Origin of the sequence: Bacillus sp. NSP9.1 (assembly GCF_000465465.2) — a bacterium.
In the GTDB taxonomy this organism is placed as follows: Bacteria; Bacillota; Bacilli; order Bacillales; family Bacillaceae; genus Bacillus; species Bacillus sonorensis_A.
The window spans coordinates 2,874,321-2,900,995 of record NZ_CP048273.1 but is presented as its reverse complement, the minus strand read 5'-3'; the positions used below and the strand labels follow the sequence as shown (position 1 = coordinate 2,900,995).

Annotated in this window: 32 protein-coding genes and 1 riboswitch; of the genes, 27 read left to right on the top strand and 5 right to left on the bottom strand. The window is 47.2% G+C overall.

Translation table 11 applies throughout. The features are described 5' to 3' along the window. Nucleotides 1-2: 2 nt before the first annotated feature. Nucleotides 3-554: a GNAT family N-acetyltransferase gene (locus tag M654_RS15080; protein WP_035428160.1), complete on the bottom strand. Its 552-nt coding sequence runs from the start codon at nucleotides 552-554 to the stop codon at nucleotides 3-5. A gap of 122 nt (nucleotides 555-676) precedes the next feature. After that, nucleotides 677-2,113: an NCS1 family nucleobase:cation symporter-1 gene (locus M654_RS15075; protein WP_372709710.1), complete on the bottom strand. Its 1,437-nt coding sequence runs from the start codon at nucleotides 2,111-2,113 to the stop codon at nucleotides 677-679. Nucleotides 2,114-2,412: 299 nt separating this feature from the next. Here M654_RS15075 and M654_RS15070 point away from each other — a divergent pair, with 299 nt between their 5' ends. The 19 genes from M654_RS15070 to M654_RS14980 all read left to right on the top strand — a co-directional run bounded on the left by M654_RS15070 (nucleotide 2,413) and on the right by M654_RS14980 (nucleotide 16,961). Further along, on the top strand, nucleotides 2,413-2,712 hold the full coding sequence (locus M654_RS15070; RefSeq protein ID WP_026587703.1) for a PTS sugar transporter subunit IIB: 300 nt from the start codon (nucleotides 2,413-2,415) through the stop codon (nucleotides 2,710-2,712). A gap of 31 nt (nucleotides 2,713-2,743) precedes the next feature. Next, entirely contained in the window at nucleotides 2,744-4,075 is a 1,332-nt protein-coding gene (locus tag M654_RS15065; protein ID WP_035428357.1) for a PTS sugar transporter subunit IIC, read from the top strand. A gap of 118 nt (nucleotides 4,076-4,193) precedes the next feature. After that, the gene (gene spoIIM / locus M654_RS15060) at nucleotides 4,194-4,850 is read left to right on the top strand and encodes a stage II sporulation protein M (RefSeq protein ID WP_026587702.1); all 657 of its coding nucleotides are present in this window, start codon (nucleotides 4,194-4,196) and stop codon (nucleotides 4,848-4,850) included. Between the two features lie 118 nt (nucleotides 4,851-4,968). Next, the gene (gene fur / locus M654_RS15055; RefSeq protein ID WP_026587701.1) at nucleotides 4,969-5,418 is read left to right on the top strand and encodes a ferric iron uptake transcriptional regulator; all 450 of its coding nucleotides are present in this window, start codon (nucleotides 4,969-4,971) and stop codon (nucleotides 5,416-5,418) included. Between the two features lie 118 nt (nucleotides 5,419-5,536). After that, on the top strand, nucleotides 5,537-5,761 hold the full coding sequence (locus tag M654_RS15050; protein WP_026587700.1) for a YqzK family protein: 225 nt from the start codon (nucleotides 5,537-5,539) through the stop codon (nucleotides 5,759-5,761). A 6-nt stretch (nucleotides 5,762-5,767) separates the two neighbouring features. After that, the gene (gene xerD, locus M654_RS15045; protein WP_026587699.1) at nucleotides 5,768-6,658 is read left to right on the top strand and encodes a site-specific tyrosine recombinase XerD; all 891 of its coding nucleotides are present in this window, start codon (nucleotides 5,768-5,770) and stop codon (nucleotides 6,656-6,658) included. 192 nt (nucleotides 6,659-6,850) lie between these two features. Next, on the top strand, nucleotides 6,851-8,035 hold the full coding sequence (gene deoB, locus M654_RS15040; protein ID WP_026587698.1) for a phosphopentomutase: 1,185 nt from the start codon (nucleotides 6,851-6,853) through the stop codon (nucleotides 8,033-8,035). A 20-nt stretch (nucleotides 8,036-8,055) separates the two neighbouring features. Then, nucleotides 8,056-8,871 (top strand): purine-nucleoside phosphorylase, encoded by an 816-nt coding sequence (locus M654_RS15035; protein WP_035428355.1) that lies wholly within the window; start codon nucleotides 8,056-8,058, stop codon nucleotides 8,869-8,871. Nucleotides 8,872-9,023: 152 nt separating this feature from the next. Next, on the top strand, nucleotides 9,024-10,196 hold the full coding sequence (locus M654_RS15030; RefSeq protein WP_026587696.1) for a D-alanyl-D-alanine carboxypeptidase family protein: 1,173 nt from the start codon (nucleotides 9,024-9,026) through the stop codon (nucleotides 10,194-10,196). A gap of 93 nt (nucleotides 10,197-10,289) precedes the next feature. Next, entirely contained in the window at nucleotides 10,290-10,643 is a 354-nt protein-coding gene (gene spoIIAA / locus M654_RS15025; protein ID WP_026587695.1) for an anti-sigma F factor antagonist, read from the top strand. After that, nucleotides 10,640-11,080 (top strand): anti-sigma F factor, encoded by a 441-nt coding sequence (gene spoIIAB / locus M654_RS15020; RefSeq protein ID WP_026587694.1) that lies wholly within the window; start codon nucleotides 10,640-10,642, stop codon nucleotides 11,078-11,080. Before spoIIAA ends, spoIIAB begins: the two co-directional genes overlap by 4 nt. Nucleotides 11,081-11,092: 12 nt before the next feature. Next, complete coding sequence (gene sigF, locus M654_RS15015; RefSeq protein ID WP_026587693.1) at nucleotides 11,093-11,860, top strand: RNA polymerase sporulation sigma factor SigF; 768 nt, start codon at nucleotides 11,093-11,095, stop codon at nucleotides 11,858-11,860. Between the two features lie 162 nt (nucleotides 11,861-12,022). Continuing rightward, nucleotides 12,023-12,643 (top strand): stage V sporulation protein AA, encoded by a 621-nt coding sequence (locus tag M654_RS15010; protein ID WP_026587692.1) that lies wholly within the window; start codon nucleotides 12,023-12,025, stop codon nucleotides 12,641-12,643. Continuing rightward, complete coding sequence (locus M654_RS15005; RefSeq protein ID WP_026587691.1) at nucleotides 12,633-13,058, top strand: stage V sporulation protein AB; 426 nt, start codon at nucleotides 12,633-12,635, stop codon at nucleotides 13,056-13,058. Before M654_RS15010 ends, M654_RS15005 begins: the two co-directional genes overlap by 11 nt. 13 nt (nucleotides 13,059-13,071) lie before the next feature. Continuing rightward, on the top strand, nucleotides 13,072-13,521 hold the full coding sequence (spoVAC, locus tag M654_RS15000; RefSeq protein WP_026587690.1) for a stage V sporulation protein AC: 450 nt from the start codon (nucleotides 13,072-13,074) through the stop codon (nucleotides 13,519-13,521). Between the two features lie 12 nt (nucleotides 13,522-13,533). Beyond that, entirely contained in the window at nucleotides 13,534-14,553 is a 1,020-nt protein-coding gene (gene spoVAD / locus M654_RS14995; RefSeq protein WP_026587689.1) for a stage V sporulation protein AD, read from the top strand. Between the two features lies 1 nt (nucleotide 14,554). Further along, a complete protein-coding gene (gene spoVAE, locus M654_RS14990) occupies nucleotides 14,555-14,905 on the top strand; it encodes a stage V sporulation protein AE (protein ID WP_026587688.1) in 351 nt (116 codons plus the stop codon). A 6-nt stretch (nucleotides 14,906-14,911) separates the two neighbouring features. Next, complete coding sequence (locus M654_RS14985; protein ID WP_026587687.1) at nucleotides 14,912-15,520, top strand: stage V sporulation protein SpoVABEA; 609 nt, start codon at nucleotides 14,912-14,914, stop codon at nucleotides 15,518-15,520. Then, nucleotides 15,474-16,961, top strand: a complete 1,488-nt coding sequence (locus M654_RS14980; protein WP_026587686.1) for a spore germination protein — start codon at nucleotides 15,474-15,476, stop codon at nucleotides 16,959-16,961. Before M654_RS14985 ends, M654_RS14980 begins: the two co-directional genes overlap by 47 nt. 44 nt (nucleotides 16,962-17,005) lie before the next feature. Here the strand turns inward: M654_RS14980 and M654_RS14975 are convergent, their stop codons facing one another. Next, the gene (locus M654_RS14975; RefSeq protein WP_026587685.1) at nucleotides 17,006-17,323 is read right to left on the bottom strand and encodes a hypothetical protein; all 318 of its coding nucleotides are present in this window, start codon (nucleotides 17,321-17,323) and stop codon (nucleotides 17,006-17,008) included. A gap of 380 nt (nucleotides 17,324-17,703) precedes the next feature. Between M654_RS14975 and lysA the strand changes: the two genes are divergently transcribed. Both lysA and M654_RS14965 read left to right on the top strand, forming a co-directional pair. Beyond that, entirely contained in the window at nucleotides 17,704-19,026 is a 1,323-nt protein-coding gene (lysA, locus tag M654_RS14970) for a diaminopimelate decarboxylase (RefSeq protein ID WP_026587684.1), read from the top strand. A gap of 240 nt (nucleotides 19,027-19,266) precedes the next feature. Next, entirely contained in the window at nucleotides 19,267-20,055 is a 789-nt protein-coding gene (locus M654_RS14965; RefSeq protein WP_026587683.1) for a poly-gamma-glutamate hydrolase family protein, read from the top strand. Nucleotides 20,056-20,124: 69 nt separating this feature from the next. Here the strand turns inward: M654_RS14965 and M654_RS14960 are convergent, their stop codons facing one another. After that, nucleotides 20,125-21,021, bottom strand: coding sequence for a DUF1002 domain-containing protein (locus M654_RS14960; protein WP_026587682.1), 897 nt, complete (start codon nucleotides 21,019-21,021; stop codon nucleotides 20,125-20,127). 157 nt (nucleotides 21,022-21,178) lie between these two features. Then, nucleotides 21,179-21,340: a hypothetical protein gene (locus M654_RS14955; protein ID WP_163170562.1), complete on the bottom strand. Its 162-nt coding sequence runs from the start codon at nucleotides 21,338-21,340 to the stop codon at nucleotides 21,179-21,181. A gap of 111 nt (nucleotides 21,341-21,451) precedes the next feature. Between M654_RS14955 and M654_RS14950 the strand changes: the two genes are divergently transcribed. From M654_RS14950 to M654_RS14925, 6 genes are all read left to right on the top strand, one after another. Then, nucleotides 21,452-21,889 (top strand): peptidylprolyl isomerase, encoded by a 438-nt coding sequence (locus M654_RS14950; protein WP_026587681.1) that lies wholly within the window; start codon nucleotides 21,452-21,454, stop codon nucleotides 21,887-21,889. Between the two features lie 151 nt (nucleotides 21,890-22,040). Continuing rightward, a complete protein-coding gene (locus M654_RS14945; RefSeq protein ID WP_026587680.1) occupies nucleotides 22,041-22,478 on the top strand; it encodes an Hsp20/alpha crystallin family protein in 438 nt (145 codons plus the stop codon). Between the two features lie 490 nt (nucleotides 22,479-22,968). Beyond that, nucleotides 22,969-23,313, top strand: a complete 345-nt coding sequence (locus M654_RS14940; RefSeq protein ID WP_026587678.1) for a hypothetical protein — start codon at nucleotides 22,969-22,971, stop codon at nucleotides 23,311-23,313. 101 nt (nucleotides 23,314-23,414) lie between these two features. Continuing rightward, nucleotides 23,415-23,565: riboswitch (FMN riboswitch) on the top strand. Between the two features lie 138 nt (nucleotides 23,566-23,703). Continuing rightward, nucleotides 23,704-24,774, top strand: coding sequence for a bifunctional diaminohydroxyphosphoribosylaminopyrimidine deaminase/5-amino-6-(5-phosphoribosylamino)uracil reductase RibD (gene ribD / locus M654_RS14935; protein ID WP_035428352.1), 1,071 nt, complete (start codon nucleotides 23,704-23,706; stop codon nucleotides 24,772-24,774). A gap of 11 nt (nucleotides 24,775-24,785) precedes the next feature. Further along, the gene (ribE, locus tag M654_RS14930; RefSeq protein ID WP_026587676.1) at nucleotides 24,786-25,433 is read left to right on the top strand and encodes a riboflavin synthase; all 648 of its coding nucleotides are present in this window, start codon (nucleotides 24,786-24,788) and stop codon (nucleotides 25,431-25,433) included. 19 nt (nucleotides 25,434-25,452) lie between these two features. After that, nucleotides 25,453-26,649, top strand: a complete 1,197-nt coding sequence (locus M654_RS14925; RefSeq protein WP_026587675.1) for a bifunctional 3,4-dihydroxy-2-butanone-4-phosphate synthase/GTP cyclohydrolase II — start codon at nucleotides 25,453-25,455, stop codon at nucleotides 26,647-26,649. Nucleotides 26,650-26,675: the final 26 nt, after the last annotated feature.

Here is a 26,675-nt window from a genome sequence, read left to right as displayed (position 1 = left end):
TCTTAAATGCCCGGTTCATCATGCCATCTTCCCATCACAATCGTGTTTTCATATGTGCCGTCGGAAAGCCGCTTGTCTTTTTTTAAAATTCCTTCTATTTCAAAGCCAAGCTTTTGATATAGACTAAAAGCCCTCTTATTTGTTTCCGACACGCGCAGGGTTATTTTTTGAATGCTTGCGGTGTCAGCCCAAACAATCGATTCGTTTAAAAGGCGGTTTCCGATGCCGTATCCCCAAAACTCTTTCAGCACGCATATACCAAACTCCACTTGATGAGAGAAGCGTTTTAAATCCTGTCCGGCACATCTTGAAAAGCCGACGATTTTGTTTTGCGCTACCGCCACTAAAAACAAGCGGCGTTCATGTTCGCTGTCTTTTTTTATCAGTTCTCTAAAGTCCGCTTCATCAATAAAGCTTTCACCTTTTTCCCTGTCCAAATATTCGGTTTCTCCATCGATCTGTACCCTTAAAGCCGACAATTCCTTTGCATCTTGTCGTCCGGCGGGCCTGACAATGTAGCTCAGCCCTTTGACATCAAAGTGTTTTTCGTTCATGAGGTACTCCAATCATTTTTTATATCCAATAGTCTATCACATTCTTTAGTTGAAAATGACTGAATATAACAAAAATAGACCGCGGTGGTCGCTTTCGCGGTCTATAGCTTACGGCCTTAACCTTATCCATTGCTTTCGGCAGCGTAATCAGCGGTTTGATCTCTAAGGGCGCCGGGTGGATGGATGCGCATTAAAAAGACATATGCCGCAAAAGCGAGAAGCACGCCTGAAAACCATGAAATATCATAGAGCGGCTTCAAAGCCGGCAAGTATGTCCCGATCAGAGACATAAACGCTCCGAGCCCGACTGCGGCAAATGCGCGGTAATTGTAGCCTTTATAGTACGTGTACCTCCCGTTTAGAGAGTAGAGCTCTTCGATGTGAAGCGTGCGCCTGCGGATGATGTAATAATCGGCAAGCATCACACCGGCGACAGGCCCCAATATTCCGCCGATCGTGCCGAGAAAGGAAAACACGCTTGCTTCATTCTCCATCAGCTTCCACGGGAACGTAAACAGGGCAAAGCCTGCGGTCATATAGCTTCCGCGCTTAAAATTGATATATTTCGGCAGCGCATTCGCCAAATCATAGGCGGGAGAGACGATGTTTGCCGCGACATTTACCGAAATGGCGGCAATGCAGAGCGTAATGACTGAAAGCGCGATGATCAACGGATTATCGAAATGATTCAAAATGTCGACCACGTCCCAAATCGGCTTGCCGTAGGCCACTTGTGAACCTGACGTGACGGTGATGCTTGCAAAGGCAAATAGCACGAATGTGCCCGGCAGACCGTAAAACTGCCCCTTTATCTGTTCCTTTTGGCTTGAGGCAAATCTCGTAAAATCGGGAATATTCAAAATCAGCGTTGCCCAGATGCCGATGATTCCCGTCACTCCGGCCAGGAAAGGCCAAATCAAGTCGCCGAATGTATGAAATGTTCCCGGCTGTTGATAGATGGGGCCAAGTCCGCCTGCGATATCGACCGCCCACCATACCATACCGCCAAAAACGAGATAAACGAGCGGGCCGGCCCAGACTTCAAACTTCCTAATCGACTCCATGCCGTGGTGAAGCACGAGCAGATGGATCCCCCAAAAGAAAATAAACGACAAAAGGCCCGGCAAGCGAAGGCCAAACAAATTCCAATCCCCGCCGATGTTTTCAAAGCCGCTCCACAGATTTAAAACCAGGATGTGAATCGCCGTACTGCCGGCGAAAGCTTGAATGCCAAACCACATAATCGCGACAAAACCGCGAAGAAGCGCTGGAATATTAGCGCCGAAAATCCCGAAGGAAGATCTAATCAGCACGGGAAAGGGAACGCCGTACTTCGCGCCGGCATGGCCGTTCAGCGCAAGGGCGATATAGAGGACAAGGGAAGCAACAGCGATAATCCCCAACACCTGCCACGGGGAAAGCCCGATAGATATGAGCCCGCCCACTGTTGCATATGTTGGGATGTTATGGATGCATCCCATCCAAATCGAGGCAAAATTGACGGCTTTCCAGTTGCGCTCCTCCGGCTTTAAAGGCAGCAAATCCTTGTTCATCAGCATATGTTCTCCGCGAATGTTTTCTTGACTGCTAGATTTCATGTCATCCCTCCCGATCTTCCATTTTTAAGAAATATAACTTAAGAATCTGAAAATTCCATCAGACAAACTAAACAATTTTTTTGCAGCGTTTATGAAGGTTAACTAAAAGCAGGATCAGACATGCCGGAGAGGGGCGAGCAAAAATATTCGCTTTTTATGAAACAGTTGTTTATTTCATTCATAGGATAAAAGACCGGGAAGGCGTTTATCCACAAAAATGAAAACGCTTTCTTTACGGATCACTATGAGGAGGGGTCAATGTGAAGAAAATTGTATTGGTCTGTGCAGCGGGGATGTCTACGAGCCTGCTCGTCAGCAGAATGAAACAGCATGCAGAGGTGCTGAAGGAAGAGGTCGACATCATCGCTTTGCCCGTTTCAGAAGCTGGGAGCACCGCTGCTTCCGCGGACATCGTTCTTTTAGGTCCACAGGTCAGATATCAAAAATCCCAGGTTGAATCAATAGCGGGAGACATTCCCGTTAGAGTGATCGACATGCGCGATTACGGAACAATGGACGGCAAAGCCGTGCTGGAAAAAGCTTTAGCGCTTATTGAATAAAAAGGAGGGGATCAGTGTTTTGAGCGGATTTATGGAGAAATTTGAACGAAATGTCGAACGGTTTTTAGTTCCGATCGCGGCAAAACTAAATTCACAACGACACATCTGTGCGATACGCGATGCTTTTATTTTATCCTTTCCGATTATTATGGCAGGTTCCATTATCATCTTATTAAACTTTGCCATCCTGTCGCCGGACGGGTTCATCGCCAAAATCTTGTTTCTTGAAAAATGGTTTCCGAATTTAGCCGATTATCAGGCGGTTTTCACGCCTGTATTACGGGGATCGCTTGACATTATGTCGATCTTTGTCGTGTTTCTCGTAGCGCGCAATTTAGCGATCTCCATGAAAACGGATGAGCTGTTGGCTGGCCTGACGGCTGTTTCCTGCTATTTTATCATTTATGCGCCGTATCACCTGATCGAAAACGAAAGCTTTTTAACAATGAAATGGCTCGGCGCCCAGGGCCTGTTTGTCGCATTGATCATCGGGATCATCGTCGGTGAAGTGTTCAGCAGACTTTCAAACGCCAAGCGTCTGCAGATTCAGATGCCCCCGCAAGTTCCGCCGGCGGTGGCAAGGACGTTCAAAGTGCTGTTTCCGATCATTTTTATCACCATCGGCTTTGCCATCTTGAGCTTCGCGCTGACATCGCTGACGAAAAACGGTCTGCACGAACTGGTTTATACCGTTCTGCAAGCGCCGTTAAGGGATATGGGCACCAATATTTTCACGGTTGTCTTTCTCGGTGTCGTCGCCAATTTCCTTTGGCTGTTCGGGATCCATGGGCCCAATACGATCGCGGCGATCAGAGAAACGATTTTTGCCGAAGCCAATCTGGAAAATCTCGCTTTCGCGGCGAAGACGGGATCTGCCTGGAATGCTCCTTTCCCGGAGACATGGGCGCTTAATGACGCGTTTGCAAATTACGGGGGTTCAGGGATGACGCTTGGGCTTTTGATCGCGATTTTTATCGCTTCAAAGCGCCGGGATTACAAAGATATCGGCAAGCTTTCGATCGGTCCGGGATTATTTAATATCAATGAACCTGTGATTTTCGGGCTGCCGGTCGTATTAAATCCGATCTTTATGATTCCTTTTATCATTGTGCCGGCAGTCAATACTGTCGTCGGGTATTTGTTTATCAAGTTTCAGATCATTCCGCCGATCGCCTATGCCGTTCCGTGGACGACCCCGGGCCCGCTGATTCCGTTTCTCGGGACGGGCGGCAATTGGATTGCGCTTGGTGTCGGGCTTCTCTGTCTGGCCATTTCAACGATCATCTATCTACCGTTTGTGATCGCCGCCAATCAGACAGCGAATCTCGGCGGGGATCAGCAGCCTGAAAAACGAGAATCATAACACTCGTAAAGGGAGGCCTTGCCTGAAGCCTTCCTTTTATTTTTTAAAAAAAGTCATGCCGTTCTCGTTTCTCTCATACAATCTATTAAAATCAAAAGAGCGTCTGGGAGGAAGAACGATGCGAAAACACACGATGAAAGAACAGATATTTCAGCATTTGAAGGATCATCTGTCGATCTATTTATTTGTTTCGGTATTATTTTTGATGGGTGTGATTTTCGGCGCGGTGATCGTGAACAGTATGACGATCAGCCAAAAAGAAGATTTGTTCTATTATTTGAACCGGTTTTTTGGACAGCTCTCCGAGGGAAAAGCGGCAGGCTCAAAGGAAATGTTTGTACAAAGCTTTCTTCATAATATAAAATATTTGGGTTTGATGTGGATTCTCGGCATCTCGATCATCGGACTGCCCGTGATTTTTATCATGGTTTTTTTAAAAGGGATCGTCGTCGGATTTACAGTCGGCTTTTTAGTGAATCAAATGGGAATCAACGGTTTTTTCCTGTCGTTCGTGTCAGTGCTCCCGCAAAACGTCCTTCTGATCCCGGCTTACCTGATCATGGGCACATGCGCGATTGCCTTTTCACTCAGGCTCATCAGGCAGCTGTTTGTGAAGCGGAGCATCACGGAAGCGCCGGCCCAATGGTTTGGACGGTACGCGCTTGTCCTCTTGCTGATTCTTTCGATGTCTTTTGCATCCTCATTATTGGAAGCTTATCTTTCACCGCTGTTGATGGAAAAATTGACAAACTACATTTTGCCGAAACAGCATTAATTTATAATCATTATTAGAAAATATTCATTTTGTTTATCAATTTATAATGATTATAGTTGGCTCTCCGCGTCCATTTTGATATAATAAGCTAGGTAATGCGGCGTAGGAGGGAAAGTCAATGGAAACACGTATCGATCGAATTAAAAAACAATTGCATTCTTCCAGCTATAAACTCACCCCTCAGCGCGAGGCAACTGTAAGGGTGCTGCTTGAGAATGAGGAAGACCATTTAAGCGCAGAAGATGTATACCTCCTCGTAAAAGAGAAATCTCCTGAGATTGGTCTTGCCACAGTATATCGTACGCTTGAATTATTAACCGAATTAAAAGTGGTAGATAAAATCAACTTTGGCGACGGTGTGTCAAGGTATGACCTTCGCAAAGAAGGAGCCGCTCATTTCCACCACCATCTCGTCTGCATGGAATGCGGATCGGTCGTCGAAATTGAAGAAGATTTGCTTGAAGATGTTGAAGACATCGTTGAAAAGGATTGGAAATTTAAAATAAAAGACCACAGGCTGACATTCCATGGTATCTGCCATGACTGCCAGCAAAAAGAAGCGGAATAGACCGGATAGCGAGAACCCTTTCATCTCTGAGCGGGTTCTTTTTTGATTCATACGTATAAAACTTGTCTCTTTTGGCATAAGTTTTAGTAATGGAATCAAAAGAAGGGACCTGAGAGCGATGAAAATGCTGAAAACGGCTGCCGACATGATCAAAGTGTTCGTGCTGTTTACCGGTTTTACCGTCTTGTTTTATTATGCTATGATATGGATAAATTCAGAGTATGAAAACTATCATCGGTATGATAAACCGGAAGGAGCCGCTATGAAGGTCGCCTCGATGGAAGGAGACGACGAGAACAGCTGGTTTGACCGGTTAATCTTTTTTTATTTAAACGGGGAGTAGAATAGCGTGAAAGTTCATATTAAAGATTTTATCCATTATGCCGTTGTTGAACGAGGGCTTTCCCACAACACGGTTGTCAGCTATGAACGGGATTTGAACAACTATGCCGCACATTTGGAGAAAACGGAAGGTCTCACTTCTCTCAATCAGGTGACAAGACTCCACATTATCCAGTTTTTAAAGCATTTGAAAGACGCCGGAAAATCGGGCAGGACAATCGCCAGACATCTCGCTTCCATCCGCGCCTTTCACCAGTTTCTGCTGAGAGAAAAAGTGACCGCCCAGGATCCCTCCGTCCATATCGAATCGCAAAAAACGGAACGGACGCTTCCGAAAGTGTTGTCTTTACAGGAGGTCGAAATCCTCCTGGACACGCCGAAGCTCACCAGCCCGTTCGGGTACAGGGATAAAGCGATGCTGGAGTTATTGTATGCGACAGGTATCCGCGTCAGCGAGATGATCGAACTGAAGCTTTCCGATGTCCACTTGTCGATGGGGTTTATCCGCTGCTTCGGAAAAGGGAGGAAAGAGCGGATCGTTCCGCTCGGCGAAGCGGCTTCACATGCCATCGGAGAATACCTCTCAAAGGCCAGGGGAAAGCTTTTGAAGAAAAACACGGAAGACGCCCTTTTTTTGAACCATCACGGCAGACAGATGAGCCGGCAGGGGTTTTGGAAAAACTTAAAGAAAATCGCTTTGGAGGCGGGGATTCAAAAAGAGCTCACTCCCCATACCTTAAGGCACTCATTCGCCACTCATCTCCTTGAAAACGGCGCCGATCTCAGGGCGGTACAGGAAATGCTCGGACATGCCGACATTTCGACGACGCAAATCTATACCCATGTCACGAAAACGAGACTGAAAGACGTCTATAAGCAGTATCATCCCCGGGCATAGCCGCGCTAGAGAACAAGGCGCGGTTTTTCATTTGCCGGGGGAAGGCTTTTTTGGCGTACGAATTGCGGGAAGTTTCTCACTATTTCCGTTCGTATTGTCAACCGTTGTGTAAACGGTTTATACTTGGCTAATAGCGGTATTTTGGTTTTTTTATGCCAAGCATAAAGATCATAGGAAAAAGGAGGCCATCAAATGCCTGCATATCATTACAACCGCGTATTTTTAATCGTTATGGATTCCGTCGGGATCGGTGAAGCGCCTGACGCTGAAAAATTTAATGACAAGGGTGCGGATACATTAGGCCATATAGCTGAACATATGGGAGGCATCAGCCTGCCGAACATGGCGAAGCTCGGGCTCAGCAACATCCGCGAGATCAAAGGAGTGCCGGTGGCAGATCAGCCGCTTGCCTACCACGGCAAAATGAAAGAAGCCTCAAATGGAAAAGACACCATGACGGGTCATTGGGAAATCATGGGGCTGTACATAGACAAACCATTCCGGGTATTTCCCGAAGGTTTTCCTGATGAATTGATCAATGAACTTGAAAAAAGATCGGGAAGAAAAGTGATCGGAAACAAGCCGGCGTCAGGGACGGCGATTTTAGACGAACTCGGCGCCGAACATATGGAAACAGGGGCGCTGATCGTCTATACATCAGCGGATTCCGTTTTGCAGATTGCCGCCCACGAAGAAGTGGTGCCGCTTGATGAGCTTTACAAGATCTGCGAGATCGCCCGCGAGCTGACGCTTGATGAAAAATATATGGTCGGCCGCGTCATCGCACGGCCGTTTGTCGGCAAGCCGGGTGAGTTTAAACGGACGCCGAACCGTCATGACTACGCGTTGAAACCGTTTGACAGAACCGTCATGAATGAAATGAAAGATGACGGCTTTGACGTGATTGCGATCGGCAAAATTTCCGATATTTACGACGGCGAGGGCATTACAGAATCGCTCAGAACAAAATCCAATATGGACGGGATGGACAAGCTGATCCAAACGCTTGAGGCGGACTTTACCGGCCTCAGCTTCGTCAACCTCGTCGATTTTGATGCCTTATTCGGACACCGCCGTGATCCTGAAGGATACGGAAAAGCGCTCGAAGAATTCGACGCAAGGCTTCCGGAGGTATTTGAAAAAATGCGGGAAGATGATGTGCTCATCATCACCGCCGACCATGGAAATGATCCGATCCACCACGGGACGGACCATACAAGGGAATATGTTCCGCTTCTCGTATACAGCAAGAAACATAAACAAACGGGGCAGCTTCCGCTCGCCGACACTTTCGCGGATATCGGCGCGACCATCGCCGACAACTTTAACACGAAAATGCCGACATACGGAAAAAGCTTTTTATCCCTGCTGAAATAGGAGGAAACGACGTGAAACAGATGATTTCAAATGCCGCGCAATATATTAAAGAAAAGACGGAGCACAAACCGGCTGTCGGTTTGATTTTGGGATCTGGCCTCGGTGTGCTCGCCGATGAGATTGAAGATGCCGTTCACATTCCGTATGAAGACATCCCCGACTTTCCGGTCTCTACTGTTGAAGGTCATGCCGGACAGCTTGTCTTCGGCGAGCTTGACAATGTGCAAGTCGTCGCAATGCAAGGGCGCTTTCATTTTTATGAAGGCTACTCTCTCGATAAGGTGACCTTCCCTGTGAGAGTGATGAAAGAGCTTGGCGTCTCGACATTAATCGTTACAAACGCTGCAGGTGGTGTGAATGAATCATTCCGTCCCGGCGACTTGATGCTCATCTCGGATCACATCAACTATATGGGAACGAACCCGCTGATCGGGCCCAATGATTCAGCGCTTGGCGTACGATTTCCAGATATGTCGTCGGCTTATGATAGAAAGCTTCGCCTAATGGCGAAGAAAACAGCCGAGGAGCTGGACATCAGCGTACAAGAGGGTGTATACACGGCGGTTTCCGGCCCGTCCTATGAAACACCGGCCGAGGTCCGTTTTCTCAGAACGATCGGCACCGATGCCGTCGGTATGTCAACCGTTCCGGAAGTCATCGTCGCAAGGCATTCCGGCCTCCGCGTCCTTGGTATTTCATGCATTTCAAATGCGGCCGCCGGGATTCTCGATCAGCCGTTGTCACACGATGAAGTCATCGAGGTAACAGAAAAAGTAAAAGCCGACTTTTTACGGTTTGTCAAAGCCGCCGTTGCGAAAATCGGTCAAATGCAATAAATAAACGATCATCCAAGCCAATGCCAGTTCTAAAAAAGAGAGCTGACATTGGCTTTTTCTTTTGAGATTTGGAGAAATTTTTACCAAAACATCCGTATAAATCCATCTGATTTGGAAAAAATAAAAAGGATTACGAAATGGAGGTCTGGGTGATGAAACGTCATTTATCCAAATTGCTGATTTTTACGATAATCCTTATGACAGCGCCATCCGCGTTTGCCAAAGAAAGTGGAAAGAAATCGACGGAGCTTGCTCATGAAGCGAAATCCGCCGTTCTGATCGAACGGGACACCGGAAAAATCATGTATGACAAAAACAGCCATGAGAAGCTTCCGCCGGCCAGCATGACAAAGGTCATGACCATGCTTTTGATCATGGAAGCCCTTGATGAAGGCAAGATTAAAATGAAGGATAAGGTCAGAACAAGCGAGTACGCCGCATCAATGGGCGGTTCGCAGATTTTCCTTGAACCCGGTGAAGAAATGACCGTTGAAGACATGCTGAAAGGAATCGCCATCGGGTCGGGAAATGACGCCTCTGTAGCCATGGCAGAGCATATTGCCGGATCTGAAGAGGAATTTGTCAAAAGAATGAATGAAAAAGCGGCTGAGCTGGACCTGAAAGATACATCTTTTCAAAACACGACAGGTCTTCCTGAAGAAGGCCATTACAGCACGGCTTATGACATGGCCATCATGGCCAAAGAGCTTTTAAAATATGATAAAATCACGAAGTTTACGGGCACATATGAAGACTACTTGAGAGAAGATTCGGATAAAAAATTCTGGCTGGTCAATACAAACAAGCTTATCAAATTTTATCCGGGTGTCGACGGAGTCAAGACAGGATTCACAAATGAAGCCAAATACTGCCTGACGGCTTCGGCGAAAAAAGGAGACATGCGCGTGATCGCCGTTGTTTTCGGCGCAAGCACGCCAAAGGATCGGAATGCGCAAGTCACAAAAATGCTCGATTACGCGTTCAGTCAATATGAAACACATCCGATGTATAAGCGGGGTGAAGTCATTTCCGAATTGAAGGTCAATAAAGGCCGCGATCAAAACATCAACCTCGTGACATCAGAACCGATTTCCCTTTTGACGAAAAAAGGTGAAAATATGGAATCCGTCAAAAAAGAGGTCAAACTGAAAGACGAGACTCAAGCGCCTGTCAAAAAAGGCACAGAACTAGGCACCCTCGTCCTCAAAAAAGACGGCAAGGTGCTCCATGAAAGCCCTCTTGTCGCAGAAAAAGATATGGAAAAAGCAGGCATGTGGACACTGTTCAAACGGACGATGACAAATTGGACAAAGTGGAGTGAATAATGCCGAACGGCCACTAGTTTTGTCATGGTGAAGGAATTTGCAAAGTCTGAATCGAAACACTCATTATCCGATTTAAATCAAGGAGGAATGAGGATGAGCCTCGGAATCGACTTTAACGTCAAAGAATCCGTGCTTTGCGTTCGGTTAACAGGTGAACTTGATCACCATACAGCAGAAACCTTAAGAAAACAAGTCAGCGATCATTTCGTGCAGTACGGCATCCGCCACATTGTTTTGAATCTTGAAGACCTTTCGTTTATGGACAGCTCAGGTCTAGGTGTCATATTGGGCAGATATAAGGAAATTAAACAGGTGGGCGGAGAGATGATCGTCTGTGCGATTTCCCCTGCGGTCAAGCGCCTGTTCGATATGTCAGGCCTGTTCAAAATCATCCGTCTGGAGCAGTCGGAACAGCATGCGCTTGTCACATTGGGGGTGGCGTCATGAAAAACGAAATGAACATTCAGTTTTCCGCGCTCAGCCAAAATGAATCATTCGCCAGGGTGACGGTTGCCGCTTTCATTGCACAGCTTGATCCAACAATGGATGAATTAACCGAAATTAAAACGGTTGTCTCAGAAGCGGTTACAAATGCGATCATCCACGGCTATGAAAACTCAGGCCAGGGTAACGTATACATTTCTGTCACCCTTGAAGACCATACCGTCTATTTAACGATTCGCGATGAAGGCATCGGCATCACCGATTTGGAGGAAGCGCGCCAGCCGCTGTTCACGACCAAGCCGGAGCTTGAAAGGTCTGGAATGGGCTTTACGATTATGGAAAATTTCATGGACGACATCACGATTGACTCCTCACCTGAGATGGGGACCACAATACACTTAACAAAGCACTTATCAAAAAGCAAAGCGCTTTGCAATTAAGGGAGATTTGTTATGGATGTGGAGGTTAAAAAAGAAAACCAGAACACTCAGCTTAAAGACCACGAGGTAAAAGAACTGATTAAAAACAGCCAGAACGGCGATCAAAGAGCAAGAGACCTCCTCATAGAAAAAAACATGCGTCTTGTTTGGTCTGTCGTTCAGCGTTTTTTGAACAGGGGCTATGAGCCCGACGACCTCTTCCAAATCGGCTGTATCGGCCTCTTGAAATCCGTCGACAAATTCGATCTATCCTATGATGTCCGGTTTTCAACCTACGCTGTTCCGATGATTATCGGCGAAATTCAGCGGTTTATCAGGGATGACGGGACAGTCAAAGTCAGCAGATCGCTAAAGGAACTCGGCAATAAAATCAGGAGGGCGAAAGATGAACTCTCAAAGTCAAACGGACGAATTCCGACCGTCCAGGAAATCGCCGAGCATCTTGAGATCAGCTCTGAAGAGGTCGTGATGGCTCAGGAAGCCGTTCGTTCTCCTTCGTCCATTCATGAAACGGTTTATGAAAACGATGGAGATCCAATCACACTTCTCGACCAGATTGCCGATCAGTCCGAGGATAAATGGTTCGACAAAATCGCTCTGAAGGAAGCCATCAAAGATCTGGACGAGCGGGAAAAGCTGATCGTTTATTTAAGGTACTACAAGGACAAGACGCAATCTGAAGTAGCCGACCGCCTCGGCATATCACAAGTTCAAGTATCAAGACTCGAGAAAAAAATCTTGAAACAGATCAAAAACAAAATGGATCATTCGGAAAACTAAAGGGCTGCCGTTAACGGCGGCCTCCTTAACTTGAAATGTCGGCTTTCTCCTGAGGCCGGCTTTTTTGCGTGTGGTAATTTATGGACTTTGGCAGCTTGCTGAATGCGTAAATGGGATGAACCACATACTACAACCATAACCATCATATAGGAAGTGACCCAGATGGAACGTCAAGTTTTTATCAGACTCCGCCACCGGCTCAAGGCAGATCCGGATGAATTGATCAGGCTCGGCCATATCGCACAGGTGGCGGGAGACCGTCGGTTTAAGGAAAAGCTTGAACAGCTGCCTGTTTACCAGGTAAAGAAATCGGATCAAAGCATGGTAGTTCTGGATGTGATGAAGGTGATCGAAGCCATACATATATCGTGTCCAGACCTTGATGTCCAAACCGTCGGCAGCTCTGAAACCATCGTGGAGATCCAATATCCAAAACGGAATTTATCCCCAGTGCTGTTCATCGCTGTCTGGCTGCTTTTGTTTGTCGGCGCCGGCCTTGCGGTCATGAATTTTCATGAAGATGTCAGCATGAGGGACGTGCATATTCTGCTCTATGAAATGGTGACGGGGAAGATCAATCGTTATCCATACCTGTTGCAGATACCGTACAGCATTGGCCTCGGCCTCGGTATGATTTTGTTTTTTAACCACTTATTTAAAAAACGTTTCAATGAGGAGCCCAGTCCGCTGGAAGTCGAGATGTTTAAATATCAGCTTGATTTGGATCAGTATGTGGCGATGAACGAAAATAAAGAAACGACAAAGGATATTCATGATCATTAATACGCTCTTGATCATCTTTCTCGGTTTTGCGGGAGGGATCGCGGTAGGATCAGGATTTGTCGCTTTCCTTACGGTCCTTGGCATTATTCCGAGGCTGACCCAGCTGACGAAAACCGGGGCGTTTATCCAGGCGTACGAATGGGCTGTTATTTTGGGCGCCGTTTTTGGAGGCTGGGAATCGCTGAATATGACCCGGCTTTTTTTATCCAAATGGCTGCTCATTCCAATCGGGCTTCTCGCGGGCGTTTTTATCGGAATGCTTGCAGCTGCGCTTACAGAAGTGCTGAACGTCCTGCCGATTTTGGCAAAGCGGATCGGCATGGGGGACAGGATTTTAATTCTTTTGATGGCCATCGTGTTCGGGAAAATTCTCGGATCGCTGTTTCAATGGCTTATCTTTGTTCATCTGTCATAAAAGGAGGATTATGATGTCAAGTTTAAAAGGTGATTATCAGTCAAAAGTGAAAGAATATCAGCCTTCCCCGCCTTATGTGCTGAACTGTATTAAGGCTTTTCTCGTCGGGGGGCTGATCTGCGCGATCGGTCAGGCCTTTCAAAACTTTTATATGGCCGTTTTTCATTTTGATGAAAAAACGGCGGGAAACCCTACAGTTGCCACACTTATCTTAATATCCGCCCTTTTGACAGGGCTTGGGATCTATGACAGAATCGGACAGTTTGCAGGTGCGGGGTCGGCCGTTCCTGTGACGGGGTTCGCCAACAGCATGACCAGTGCGGCGCTCGAGCATAAAAGTGAAGGCTATGTTCTCGGTGTGGGCACCAATATGTTTAAACTGGCCGGCAATGTCATCGTCTTCGGCGTTGTGGCCGCGTATATTGTCGGGTTGATCCGCTTTTGCTTTGACAAGCTGTTTTAGGAGGAAAACATCATGAAACTGAAGGGAAAACAAACATGGGAATTCGAAAATCCGCTGTATGTTAATTCGAGCGGAACAGCTGTTGGGCCAAAAGAAAAGCAGGGGCCTTTAGGACATTTATTTGATCATTCATACGATGAAATGCATTGCAACCAAAAAAATTGGGAAATGGCGGAACGAAAGCTGATGGAGGACGCGATTCAGGCCGCCTTGTCGAAACAAAACCTCAAAAAGGAAGACATTGATATCTTTTTAGCCGGAGATCTGCTCAATCAAAATGTGACAGCCAACTATGTAGCGAGACATTTGAAGATTCCGTTTCTTTGTTTATTTGGCGCATGCTCCACCTCCATGGAATCGATTGCGATCAGCTCGGCATTAATCGACGGCGGTTTTGCAAAACGCGCGCTCGCCGCGACAAGCAGCCACAATGCCACAGCCGAAAGGCAGTTTCGTTATCCGACCGAATACGGCGGGCAAAAGCCGGGCACCGCGACTTCGACCGTCACGGGAAGCGGTGCGGTCGTCCTCAGCCAAGATCCGGGCGATATTCAAATCACCAGTGCAACGGTCGGTAAAGTCATCGACCTTGGCATTACAGATTCACAGGACATGGGGTCGGCAATGGCGCCTGCCGCTGCGGATACGATTAAACAGCATTTGGAAGATATGGGCCGCACCCCGGATGATTATGATTTGATCTTGACCGGGGATCTTTCGGGCGTCGGCAGCCCGATTGTAAAGGACCTTTTAAAAGAAGAAGGGATCAATGTCGGGACAAAGCACAATGATTGCGGACTGATGATCTATACGCCTGATCAGCAGGTGTTTGCAGGAGGAAGCGGCTGCGCCTGCTCGGCCGTCGTCACATTCGCCCATATCTTTAAAGAAATCCAAGCGGGACGGCTTCAGAAGGTGCTTGTCGTCGCCACGGGTGCGCTTCTGAGCCCGACCATTATCCAGCAAAAAGAATCGATTCCCTGCATTGCGCATGGCGTCGTATTTGAACGATCCGAAAGGGGGAGTGCCTAACATGGAGTATGTGATTGCATTTATTGCGGGCGGCTTGATATGTGTCATCGGACAGCTGCTGCTAGATATCTTTAAGCTGACGCCGGCTCATGTCATGTCAACCTTTGTCGTAGCAGGAGCGATTCTGGACGGGTTCGGCATCTACGACAGGTTTATTGATTTTGCCGGAGCAGGCGCAACGGTGCCGATCGTCAGCTTCGGACACTCCCTTTTGCACGGAGCGATGCATCAGGCAAAAGAACACGGCTTGATCGGGATTGGAATGGGAATATTCGAATTGACATCCGCCGGTATTTCCGCCGCTATTTTGTTCGCCTTTATCGTAGCCGTGATTTTTAAACCGAAAGGATAAAAAAAGATGACAGCAAAACGCAAGGTCATTTTGGTCACAGACGGCGATATATACGCTGCAAAAGCCATTGAATATGCAGCAAGGAAGACGGGAGGCCGCTCGATTTCCCAATCGATGGGAAACCCAAGCGTGAAAACCGGCCCCGAGCTTGTTTCGCTGATTTTGAAAACGCCGCATGATCCCGTTTTTGTCATGTTTGACGATTCCGGCCTGCAAGGGGAAGGACCGGGGGAGGCGGCCATGAAATATGTGGCGAAGCATCCCGATATCGAAGTCCTCGGCGTTATCGCCGTCGCCTCAAAGACCCATTATGCAGAGTGGACAAAAGTCGATGTGTCGATTGATGCGGAGGGTGAGCTGACAGAATACGGAGTCGATAAACACGGTGTGAGAGAATTTGATGTGCAGCGGATGAACGGTGATACGGTCTATTGTCTTGACCAGCTTGATGTGCCGATTGTCGTCGGCATCGGCGATATTGGAAAAATGGGCAGAAAGGACGATGTGAAAAAAGGTTCGCCGATCACAATGAAAGCGGTCGAGCTCATTTTAGAAAGGAGCGGGTATCATGAGTGCTCAGCCAAAAGAGAAAGAGAAGACAAAAATATTCCTTGATCCTTCTAAGAATGAAGCGTATTTTAAGAAGTTCGTCGGCATGGGGGAGAGCTTTGACCTGGGCGTCCGCAAGGTCATGGTCCTTGACCGTGAAGTTCAGCTTTATTATGTGAACGGATTATGTGACACGCAATACATCATTCACCTGTTAAGAGAACTGGTTCACCTGAATGATTCGGAAAAAGAGTCGGGCGATCCTGAAGAAATCGTTGAAAACAGGCTGCTGAATCAGCAGGTGTCAAAAGCGAAAACGCTTGATGAAGCTGTCGATCAAGTGCTGTCCGGACTGGTCGCTATCATCGTCGAAGAAGCGGACTTCGCTTTTATTGTCGATGTCAGAAGCTATCCGGGAAGAACGCCGGAAGAGCCTGATACGGAAAAAGTCGTGCGCGGGGCGAGGGACGGGTTTGTCGAGAACATCATTGTCAACACGGCTCTCATCAGGCGCCGGATCAGGGATGAACGCCTCCGCTATAAAATGCTTCATATCGGGGAGCGCTCCAAGACTGATATCTGCCTTTGCTATTTGGAAGATGTGGCAGACTCGGATCTTGTCAAGGTTTTAAAAAAAGAGATTGAAAACGTGAAAATCGACGGGCTGCCGATGTCTGACAAATCGGTCGAGGAATTTCTCGTCGGCCAGGGTTTCAACCCTTTTCCGCTTGTCAGATTTACGGAAAGAGCGGATGTGGCAGCCAGCCATATCCTGGAGGGGCACGTGATCGTGATTGTCGATACATCGCCGAGCGTCATCATCACGCCGACCACTTTTTTTCATCACGTTCAGCATGCGGAGGAATACAGGCAGACGCCGGCTGTCGGCACGTTTTTAAGATGGGTGCGCTTTTTCGGCATTTTTGCCTCTACCTTTTTGCTGCCCCTTTGGCTTTTGTTTGTCATTGAACCGTCGCTTTTACCGAAGAACCTTTCATACATCGGCTTAAATAAAGAATCGCACATCCCGATCATTATGCAGATTTTTTTAGCCGATCTCGGGGTCGAGTTTTTAAGAATGGCGGCGATTCACACGCCGACGGCGCTGTCAACGGCCATGGGTCTGATCGCCGCCGTGTTGATCGGCGATATCGCGATCGATGTCGGACTGTTTTCCCCTGAAGTCATTTTATATGTGGCCTTGTCAGCGATCGGCGCTTATACTACCCCGAGCTATGAGCTGAGCCTGGCGAACAAAATGGTGAAGCTCTTCATGCTGATCCTTGTCGCCATCTTTAAGGTCGAGGGGTTTGTCGTCGGCTTAACGATATTAACCGTTGTGATGACTTCCATCCGTTCCTTGAGAACGCCGTATCTCTGGCCGCTCCTCCCCTTTAACGGGAAAGCGTTTTGGCACGTCCTTGTCCGCACATCCGTTCCGGGAGGGAAAGTGAGGCCGAGTATTGTTCACCCGAAAAACAGGGTCAGGCAGCCGAAACATTCTTAACCATCACTTTAGAGAGGCTTATCATAAATGAAAAGCCTCTTTTTTTAATATCCGTATCTTTGCATTCCTCTGTATTCATTGGCTGATATCGCCACCGCCCTGAGGCTGCAAATATTGTTCTGCCGTCTGATCGGATAGACGATGTACAGCATTTCGCGGCCGGACGGATCAATGGTTGACGAATGAAGGAATACCTCTGTGCCTCTCCGCCAGAACCTTGTATTGGCAGGGGCGGTTATAATCTGGCCTTCATATGGCTCATAAATTCTCAGTTCATCGTACGGAGGTGCCCCATATGGATCGTGCCTCTCCTCATACATATAGGCTGGAAGAGGAGGGTGGGGGTAAATGTGTTGATACATGCTGAAACCCTCTTTCTGACATGATTTTTTCTTGACACTCTGTTTATGTGTATATTCAGATAAGTGCCTACCTGTATAGGTGAAGCGCCCAATTTTTCATTTTTTTCTGGAAGCCGCATGAAGCCGGGCTTTCAATATCGCATAGATGTTGAGAATGCCTATTTCGATCGATTGCTGTTTTCTGTTATGCTAGAGTTAATAGAGAAGAATGGAAATCATTTTCAATTTAAAGCGAGAAAATTTAGACAAATGGTGGTTTAGATTTTGATACGAAATGTTATAATACAACATAAGAAATTGCACTATGAAGCGAAAGATGCATCGGGCAGTGATCCGGACTGTTCCTTTCACCTTTATAGATAGAGAAAGAGGGATGACAATTGTTTTTACATGGTACCAGCAGACAAAATGAAAGAGGACATCTCGAAATCGGCGGTGTTGATGTTCTATCATTAGCAGAAAAATATGGAACTCCCCTTTATGTATACGATGTAGCTTTGATCAGGGAACGCGCCCGGAAATTCCAACAAGCGTTTCAGGAAGCCGGTTTGAAGGCGCAAGTCGCCTATGCAAGCAAGGCGTTTTCATCTGTGGCGATGATTCAGCTTGCCGATGAAGAAGGGCTGTCATTGGACGTTGTTTCAGGCGGAGAGCTGTTTACAGCGATCAAAGCAGGCTTTCCGCCAGAACGGATTCATTTTCATGGAAATAATAAAAGTCCGCAGGAAATCGAAATGGCGCTTCAGCATCAAATCGGCTGCATTGTGCTCGACAATTTTCACGAGATTGCCATCACGGAAGAGCTGTGCAAACGCTCCGGACAAACTGTGGATGTATTGCTCAGAATTACGCCGGGAGTTGAAGCGCACACACATGATTACATTACGACAGGTCAGGAAGATTCCAAATTCGGTTTTGATCTGCATAACGGGCAGGTGGAACAAGCCATCGAGCAGGTACTCCGCGCACCGGGTTTCCGGCTGCTTGGCGTACACTGTCACATCGGTTCGCAAATCTTTGATACGGCGGGCTTTGTTCTGGCTGCAGACAAAATTTTCGAAAAGCTCGCAGAGTGGCGGGAATCCTACTCCTTTATCCCGAGCGTGCTCAACCTTGGCGGCGGCTTCGGCATCCGTTATACAAAAGAGGATGAGCCGTTGGGTGCAGATGTTTATGTCAAGAAAATTATTGAGGCGGTTAAAGCAAACGCCGAACACTTCGGCTTTGACATTCCGGAAATCTGGATCGAACCTGGCCGGTCGCTCGTCGGAGATGCGGGAACGACGCTCTATACGATCGGTTCGCAAAAGCAGGTGCCCGGCATCCGCAAATATGTGGCGATTGACGGAGGAATGAGCGACAATATCAGACCGGCGCTTTATGAAGCAAAATATGAAGCAGCGGTCGCCAACAGAATGAATGTTGCCTGTGATGATACGGTGTCGATTGCCGGCAAATGCTGTGAAAGCGGCGATATGCTGATATGGGATTTAGAGGTGCCGGAAGTCCGCGACGGCGATGTTCTTGCTGTTTTTTGCACCGGTGCATACGGCTACAGCATGGCCAACAATTACAACCGGATTCCGCGCCCGGCCGTCGTCTTTGTTGAAGATGGGGAAGCGCAGCTCGTCATTCAGAGGGAGTCTTATGAAGATATTGTCAAACTGGACCTGCCGTTGAAGTCGAAAGTCAAACAGTCATAACAAAAGGGAGATGCTCACGATGGGTATCTCCTTTTTTCATGCGTTCGCGGCGGGGCTCAATGTCAAACAGCACTTTCAGATTTTTGGAAGTGTTTTTTTTATGAAAAAGAACATGTCATACATAGAACAGCATCCGGGCTAATTGTATATAATATTGGGAATTTAACAAAAATTTAACAAAAGGAGATGGTTCAGTACATGATCAAAATGCGAAGGATTTCAGATGTAGAGGCGGAGTAGATGAAACCGGCCAAAGTATCCCTACTCCACCGCATGCTCCATTGCCTGAAGCAATGTGTTGATTGTAACACAGCAAAGTCATTTACAGCAATCAACAGATTTGTGAATATTTTATTAATTTTAGCTGTGATTTCATTCCCATTTTCAATAGCGGCTCACGGATTTTCTTCACAATCCGCTGATCAATATGACAGCTTTGCAGAACTAAAAAATCATGAAGACCCGGCCGATTACCGAATCGTTGCCAAACATGGCGGCAGCCGGATGTTGATCATGGCAATCCACGGGGGCGGAATAGAACCGGGAACAAGCGAAATAGCCAACGAATTGTCCAGAAGCTATTCCATGTACCTGTTTGAAGGGCTGAAATCCTCAGGAAACAGTGTGCTTCATATTACAAGCACCCGCTTCGACGAGCCAACAGCGCTCGAGATGGCTGCAAGCCATGAATATATCATGTCGCTTCACGGGTACTATGGGGAGGAACGTCTGATTAAAGTGGGCGGGACAGACCGCACAAAAATCAAACGACTGGTCATCGAATTGAACAAAGCGGGATTTGCCGCCGAAATGCTTGACACCGATGACAAATATGCCGGAACCCATCCGGACAATATCGCCAACAAATCCATTTCAGGACTGAGCATCCAGCTTGAAATGAGCACCGGTTTTCGAAAATCTTTATTCGATGTCTTCACACTGAAAGACAGGGCGTCCACGCAAAATCCGGCATTTTACCGCTTCACAAAGCTGTTAGCAGATTTCATTCAGAAAAACTATCAAGACTGAGAGAGTTTCTCTTCTTTCATAGAAAAACACCTCCTGCAATCAAAGGAGGTGTTTTTACTATAGATTCGATCATCCATTAGATTCCGAAGCGCCGCCGCCCGTGAAGACGGAAACGATGGCATTCCACAGGGAAATAAAGAAATCGATCAGTTTTTGAATGAAGTTTTTCCCTTCTTCAGAATCTAGGAATTTAGTGATTTTGTCTTTGGCTTTGTCAAGCTGGTCTCCAACCTGGTTCCAGTCGATGTTGATGTTTTTCATGTTGTCAAACAATGACAGAAGCGATTTTTTCTGTTCATCTGTCAATGTAATGCCCAAATCAGATGCAGCCTGATCAATCGTTTTTTCTATCTCTTCCTTCGATTGTGAACCGCCGTTTTTCGCGACTTCTTCTTTGACTTTGGCCAGCAGTGCTGATGCATTGTCAGCGCCGATTTGTTGGCCGAGCTCAGAAGTGGTGACAAGCTCTTCATTTGCGACTTTTTTGACATCTTCGGAAATCTCTTTGCCGGAAGTTGTTTCATACGCTTTCATCAGCCCTGTTAAAGCGGCTGTTCCGGATACTTCAAAAGGCGCGGTGACATAGATTTTGGCATCCTTGACTCCTGCCGTCATCAGCGCGTTTAAATACATTTCATCGGTAATTTTGCTGATGTTGTTCGTTTGGACCTCCAAACCGGTGCCTTTTTTCGCTATCGTAATCGAAGAAGAAGATATCGCTCTAGTGCCGATGTCCGCTTTCGGGATATAATCTCCTAAATATTTATGCTCCTCAGCATTTGTCACCTCAATGATCGTCGCGTTATCAGGCGCATTCATTTCATTCAGCACTTTTTGTCTGTCCTGAGCTGACAGGTCTTTTCCCAGTGTAATAATCACGTCTCCCGCTGCGGCGTCAGCAAAGCTGACCTGCGGAAAGATGAGCAGACACAATGCTGTGCAAATTCCAAGTAGTGTTTTTTTCAAGCTAAATGCCCTCCTTAAAAATGCAGGCTTCAGGCAGAAATTGCTGTAGGGGATAGAAGCCTGCCGGAACGAATTTATCCATTCCGACAATATAGACGGATAAAAAGCGGGGGAGGTTTCAAAATGATTTGCTTGTTACACCCGCCTTTTCATTCAATCACTTCTTTTTCAGTTCCTTCCTGATGTCTCGCAAAATATCAATGATGATCTCATTTTGTTCGGCGATCGTTCTTGAATTTTTGACAGAAGCCATAAAACAGGATAACAATAGGACGCTGATCGCGATGACAGCCATTGGAGCCATTAAGAGTTCCAACAATTATAAGCCCTCCTCGGGAAAAAAGATGCCGTGTATATTTGCTTCGGCATTGGCTCTGCGATTCCCTTCTGTGATATAATGAGCCTTGTCAAATGAAAGGAGAGAATCAAGATGGCTAAAAAAGGATACATACAATTAACAAACGGCAAAAAAATCGAGTTTGAATTATATCCGGAGGCAGCGCCAGGCACTGTCGCCAACTTTGAAAAGCTTGCGAACGAAGGGTTTTACGACGGACTGAAATTTCACCGCGTCATTCCGGGATTCGTCAGCCAGGGAGGCTGCCCGCACGGCACAGGAACAGGCGGTCCCGGCTACACGATCAAATGTGAAACAGAGGGAAATCCCCATAAACATGAAGCCGGTTCTCTCTCAATGGCGCATGCCGGCAAAGACACAGGCGGCAGCCAATTCTTTATCGTCCATGAGCCACAGCCGCACCTGAACGGCGTTCACACGGTCTTCGGCAAAGTCACATCAGGTCTTGATGCTGTGACTTCAATGGAGCAGGGACAAGGAATGGAAAAAGTCGAAGTGTACGACGCATAAAACATAAATGTTTGAAACAGCCCGGTATATGCGGGCTGTTTTTTTTATAGATCGCCCGCCACCCATCCCTTAGGTGATTCTGTATGTATAAATATGTAAAAAGTAATGAATCATAAGGAATAAGGCATGAGAACAAGGAGGAGGAAAAAAGATGCCGTTAGTACCTTATGACCCATTTAAACATTTAAATACGATCAGAAGAGAGTTTGACAGGGTGTTTGCGGACTTTCCGGCAAATGCCGGAGGAGAGCACGGGTTCGGCGACATTCGGGTGGATGTTCATGAAACCGGAAATGAAATCGTAGCCTCCTGTGATATTCCGGGGCTTGAAAGCAAGGAAGATGTTCATATTGATGTTGAAAACAACATGCTGCACATCAGCGGGTCTGTCAACAGATCGAATGAAGTGCAAGAAGAAAACATGCACAGAAAGGAGCGGTTTGTCGGCCGTTTTCACAGATCTGTGATGCTTCCGGCTTCTGTCTCCCATGAGGGTATAAAAGCATCGTCTAAAAACGGGGTGCTTGAAGTAAGGATGCCAAAGGAAAACCAAGACCATAAAAGAAAAATAGATGTTGAATTTCACTGAGACGGTGCGTCTTGCAAAAAAGATTCCTGCCTGGGGATCTTTTTTAGGTTCGGCGCCTGATAAGGAACAGCGACACAAAAAACACGGCGTTTTTCTGGAAGGATGGATGGGCTTTTTTTATAATAATAGGTAAGCCAGCGCGTGTTTTGTTGAAATTCTGCATCAAATGGCCCGTTCAGCAGATCTGCAGTTATCGGCAGGTGTTCCCCGGGCAAAGCTTCCCGGCGATTTTGGCTCGGGTGAAAGAGGCAGATCGGGCTTTGTAGTCTTTTAGTCTCGTTTTAGTCTTAATGACCTATCAACCCCTGAAGACAGAATGTACATTCGTAGGTTATAAGGAGTATTTCGCCCGAATATGAAACGATTTGCCACTATTTTGCGTTATACTTAGAAACCACATATTTTCCGTCTGAATCGAAAATGTTTTTATTTCATCAAATAAAGTGAAAAAACATATGATAGTTCAGAATGTGTTCTGGAGGTTTTGATCATGGGGAAAATAAAAGTCAAGCTCACGGTGCTGATGATTTTGGCCGCCGTGCTGGCAGGGGGCTTCTACTATTTAAAAAACGGAAGCATGCAGGATGCTTCAACAGCGCTCAGTCAAACGGTCTCATCCGGAGAAAAAGACTATACCATTCATCAATATAAAATAACTAAAATTGATGGTACTGAGTACCACGGAATTGCTGATAACGGAACAAAAATTATTTTTGATGCGAAAAATCTCGATCAGGACTTGTCCGATATTAAAGAAGGAGACAAAGTCAAAGCATATTTCAGCAATTCAAACAGAATCGAAGGATTGATAAAAGTCGTCAAGGTGACGAACTAACGGCCCTCTGCCTGCAGAGGGTTTTTTCTATAGAAAGCGGTTTTCATTGCAATTTCGACATCGGGCCGCTATAATACGCATAAGGACAAGAAAATATCGATTGTATCCTTCGGGGCTGGGTGAAAATCCCGACCGGCGGTAGTAAAGCTTTGGAGACGCTTTAGAGCCCGTGACCCGCTCTGCGCTATGCAGGCGGTGGATTCAGTGAAAAGCTGAAGCCGACAGTGAAAGTCTGGATGGGAGAAGGATGATGTAAACTATGTGAAAAATATTGTCATGCATAGTTTTATTTCTCATGCACAAAAATTAAACCCCGGAATGTATATTCCGGGGTTTTTTGCGTGAAGCTTACAAAAGAAGGGAGGGAAGGAATTGAAGGACGAGGATTATATGAATCTCGCATTAGAACTGGCAAAACAGGGCGAGGGGCAGACCGGCGCCAATCCGCTTGTCGGAGCTGTCGTCGTAAAGGACGGTCAGGTTGTCGGAATGGGGGCCCACTTACAATACGGTGAAGCGCATGCTGAAGTGCACGCCATTCAAATGGCGGGGCGCCATGCAGAAGGAGCTGTGATATACGTCACGCTTGAACCTTGCAGCCACTACGGAAAAACGCCGCCATGCGCGGAGCTGATCATTCGCTCCGGGCTCAGCAGAGTCGTTGTTGCTGCCGAAGATCCGAACCCGCTTGTTTCCGGAAGAGGAATCAAGATGCTGCAGGAAGCCGGAATTGAAGTGACGACAGGTGTTCTCAAAGAGCAGGCGGAAGAGCTGAACGAAAAATTCATGCATTTCATGCGGACGGGACTGCCGTATGTTACATTAAAGGCCGCTGCAAGCCTTGACGGCAAAACGGCTACAAGTACAGGCGACAGCAAATGGATCACCTCCAGTGAAGCCAGGATGGATGCTCATAAGTACCGAAAAAATCATCAGAGTATTTTAGTCGGTGTGGGCACAATAAAAGCGGACGACCCGAGTCTGACGTGCCGGCTGCCCGGTGTGGTGAATCAGCCGGTCAGGGTGATACTCGACACCAGCCTGACGATTCCGCTTGACGCCAAGGTGATTCATGACAAAGAAGCGCCCACTTGGATTTACACGACATCCAAGGCCGATCCAGACATCGTCCGCCATCTCGAGGAAAAAGGCGTTCAGATCATTGTTTTCGGCAACGAGTCGATTTCAGTAAAGGAAGTGCTTCAGCATCTGGCGGAAAACGGCATCGCTTCTGTCTATGTTGAAGGCGGATCGACCGTTCATGCAAGCTTTGTCAAAGAAGGACTTTATCAGCAGATCATCTTCTATCTTGCCCCAAAATTAATCGGAGGGTTTTCTTCTCCCAGTGCCATCTCCGGTGAAGGCTTTCAATCGATGAAAGATGTCCCCTTATTACAATTCACAACCATTACGAAAATCGGCCAGGATGTAAAACTGGCAGCTAAACCGATAAAAGAATAGGGTGGTGGCCCATGTTTACAGGCATCATTGAAGAAGTCGGAACGATTTTAGACTTGAAAAAGGCAGGAAACGCCATGTCTTTAGTCATTCAATCAAACATAGTGACCGAAGATGTCAAGCTTGGCGACAGCATTGCGGTCAACGGAGTCTGCCTGACCGTCAATGATTTTAAAAAAGGTCAGTTTACGGCCGACGTCATGCTGGAAACGCTGAAAGCGACATCGCTCGGCACATTGAAAAAAGGCAGTGCCGTCAACCTGGAAAGGGCGATGGCGGCGAACGGCCGTTTTGGCGGCCACATGGTGTCGGGGCATGTCGACGGCACGGCAACCATTGTCCGGATAGAAAAAGCGGAAAACGCCGTATACTATGATTTAAAGCTTGAGCCAGCATTGGCGAAAATGCTTGTTATAAAAGGTTCCATCGCCGTTGACGGTGTCAGCCTGACGATCTTCGGATTGACCGAGGATCAAGTCACTGTCTCGCTCATTCCGCACACACTGGATGAAACGATTTTTCCGGAAAAAAAGGTCGGAAGCATCGTCAATATTGAGTGCGATATGATCGGCAAATACATTTACCGGTTTCTTCACCAGCAAAATCAAGAACAGCAGACACCGACAATCACTGCAGCATTTTTAAAAGAAAACGGGTTTTGATGAAAGGAGGCGCATGCCCATGTTTCATACAATTGATGAAGCGATACACGATCTAAAGCAGGGGAAAGTTATCATCGTGGTCGATGATGAAGACAGGGAAAATGAGGGTGACTTCGTCGCACTGGCCGAACATGCGACACCAGAGGTGATCAACTTCATGGCATCCCATGGAAGAGGCTTGATTTGTGCGCCGCTGACCGAAGAGATCGCGTCAAGGCTCGACCTTCATCCGATGGTGGATGAAAATACAGATGCTCATCACACCGCCTTTACGGTCAGTGTGGACCACCGTGAGACAAAGACAGGAATCAGCGCTCAGGAGCGCTCTTTGACGGTGATGTCGCTGATCGACGAAAACGCCGGCCCGCTTGATTTTAAAAGACCGGGGCATATTTTCCCGCTGATCGCGAAAAAAGGCGGCGTGCTCAAAAGAGCAGGGCATACGGAAGCGGCCGTTGACCTTGCGGCGGCGTGCGGTTCCAAGCCTGCCGGCGTTATTTGCGAGATCATGAATGAAGATGGGACGATGGCGAGGGTTCCGGAGCTCAAAAAAATTGCTGATCAGCACGGTCTGAAAATGATTACGATCAAAGATCTCATCGAATACCGATACAGCAAAGGAACGCTGATCAACCGCGAAGTAGGCATCACGCTTCCTTCAGATTTCGGCACCTTCAAGGTGTTTGGCTACACAAACGAAATTGACAATAAAGAGCATATTGCCCTTGTCAAAGGGGATGTTCCGTTTGGTGACGAACCTGTGCTTGTCAGGGTTCATTCAGAGTGTCTGACGGGCGATGTTTTCGGCTCTCACCGCTGTGACTGCGGTCCGCAGCTCGCCGCCGCGCTGTCGCAAATTGAAAACGCCGGCCGCGGCGTCCTCGTATATTTACGGCAGGAAGGAAGAGGCATCGGTCTGATCAATAAGCTGAAGGCCTACAAGCTTCAGGAGGAAGGCTATGACACCGTACAGGCAAACGAACAGCTCGGCTTTCGTCCAGACCTGCGAAATTACGGCATCGGCGCTCAAATCTTAAGGGATCTAGGCGTGAAAAACATGAAGCTTTTAACGAACAATCCGCGGAAAATTGCCGGTCTTGAAGGCTACGGTTTAACAATCGCCGGCAGAATTCCGCTGCAGATGGAAGCGAACAAAGACAACGAACATTATTTAAAAACGAAAAAAGCAAAACTGGGGCATATGCTTCATTTTTAATACAGAAATCATCACAAAAAAGGACG

Excerpts from the sequence above, each read along its gene's own strand:
- M654_RS15080 (WP_035428160.1), bottom strand. The coding sequence starts at position 554 with ATGAACGAAAAACACTTTGATGTCAAAGGGCTGAGCTACATTGTCAGG.
- M654_RS15075 (WP_372709710.1), bottom strand. The coding sequence starts at position 2,113 with ATGCTGATGAACAAGGATTTGCTGCCTTTAAAGCCGGAGGAGCGCAAC.
- M654_RS15065 (WP_035428357.1), top strand. The coding sequence starts at position 2,744 with ATGGAGAAATTTGAACGAAATGTCGAACGGTTTTTAGTTCCGATCGCG.
- spoIIM (WP_026587702.1), top strand. The coding sequence starts at position 4,194 with ATGCGAAAACACACGATGAAAGAACAGATATTTCAGCATTTGAAGGAT.
- fur (WP_026587701.1), top strand. The coding sequence starts at position 4,969 with ATGGAAACACGTATCGATCGAATTAAAAAACAATTGCATTCTTCCAGC.
- M654_RS15050 (WP_026587700.1), top strand. The coding sequence starts at position 5,537 with ATGAAAATGCTGAAAACGGCTGCCGACATGATCAAAGTGTTCGTGCTG.
- deoB (WP_026587698.1), top strand. The coding sequence starts at position 6,851 with ATGCCTGCATATCATTACAACCGCGTATTTTTAATCGTTATGGATTCC.
- M654_RS15035 (WP_035428355.1), top strand. The coding sequence starts at position 8,056 with ATGATTTCAAATGCCGCGCAATATATTAAAGAAAAGACGGAGCACAAA.
- M654_RS15030 (WP_026587696.1), top strand. The coding sequence starts at position 9,024 with ATGAAACGTCATTTATCCAAATTGCTGATTTTTACGATAATCCTTATG.
- spoIIAA (WP_026587695.1), top strand. The coding sequence starts at position 10,290 with ATGAGCCTCGGAATCGACTTTAACGTCAAAGAATCCGTGCTTTGCGTT.
- spoIIAB (WP_026587694.1), top strand. The coding sequence starts at position 10,640 with ATGAAAAACGAAATGAACATTCAGTTTTCCGCGCTCAGCCAAAATGAA.
- sigF (WP_026587693.1), top strand. The coding sequence starts at position 11,093 with ATGGATGTGGAGGTTAAAAAAGAAAACCAGAACACTCAGCTTAAAGAC.
- M654_RS15010 (WP_026587692.1), top strand. The coding sequence starts at position 12,023 with ATGGAACGTCAAGTTTTTATCAGACTCCGCCACCGGCTCAAGGCAGAT.
- M654_RS15005 (WP_026587691.1), top strand. The coding sequence starts at position 12,633 with ATGATCATTAATACGCTCTTGATCATCTTTCTCGGTTTTGCGGGAGGG.
- spoVAC (WP_026587690.1), top strand. The coding sequence starts at position 13,072 with ATGTCAAGTTTAAAAGGTGATTATCAGTCAAAAGTGAAAGAATATCAG.
- spoVAD (WP_026587689.1), top strand. The coding sequence starts at position 13,534 with ATGAAACTGAAGGGAAAACAAACATGGGAATTCGAAAATCCGCTGTAT.
- spoVAE (WP_026587688.1), top strand. The coding sequence starts at position 14,555 with ATGGAGTATGTGATTGCATTTATTGCGGGCGGCTTGATATGTGTCATC.
- M654_RS14985 (WP_026587687.1), top strand. The coding sequence starts at position 14,912 with ATGACAGCAAAACGCAAGGTCATTTTGGTCACAGACGGCGATATATAC.
- M654_RS14980 (WP_026587686.1), top strand. The coding sequence starts at position 15,474 with ATGAGTGCTCAGCCAAAAGAGAAAGAGAAGACAAAAATATTCCTTGAT.
- M654_RS14975 (WP_026587685.1), bottom strand. The coding sequence starts at position 17,323 with ATGTATCAACACATTTACCCCCACCCTCCTCTTCCAGCCTATATGTAT.
- M654_RS14965 (WP_026587683.1), top strand. The coding sequence starts at position 19,267 with ATGAAACCGGCCAAAGTATCCCTACTCCACCGCATGCTCCATTGCCTG.
- M654_RS14950 (WP_026587681.1), top strand. The coding sequence starts at position 21,452 with ATGGCTAAAAAAGGATACATACAATTAACAAACGGCAAAAAAATCGAG.
- M654_RS14945 (WP_026587680.1), top strand. The coding sequence starts at position 22,041 with ATGCCGTTAGTACCTTATGACCCATTTAAACATTTAAATACGATCAGA.
- M654_RS14940 (WP_026587678.1), top strand. The coding sequence starts at position 22,969 with ATGGGGAAAATAAAAGTCAAGCTCACGGTGCTGATGATTTTGGCCGCC.
- ribD (WP_035428352.1), top strand. The coding sequence starts at position 23,704 with ATGAATCTCGCATTAGAACTGGCAAAACAGGGCGAGGGGCAGACCGGC.
- ribE (WP_026587676.1), top strand. The coding sequence starts at position 24,786 with ATGTTTACAGGCATCATTGAAGAAGTCGGAACGATTTTAGACTTGAAA.
- M654_RS14925 (WP_026587675.1), top strand. The coding sequence starts at position 25,453 with ATGTTTCATACAATTGATGAAGCGATACACGATCTAAAGCAGGGGAAA.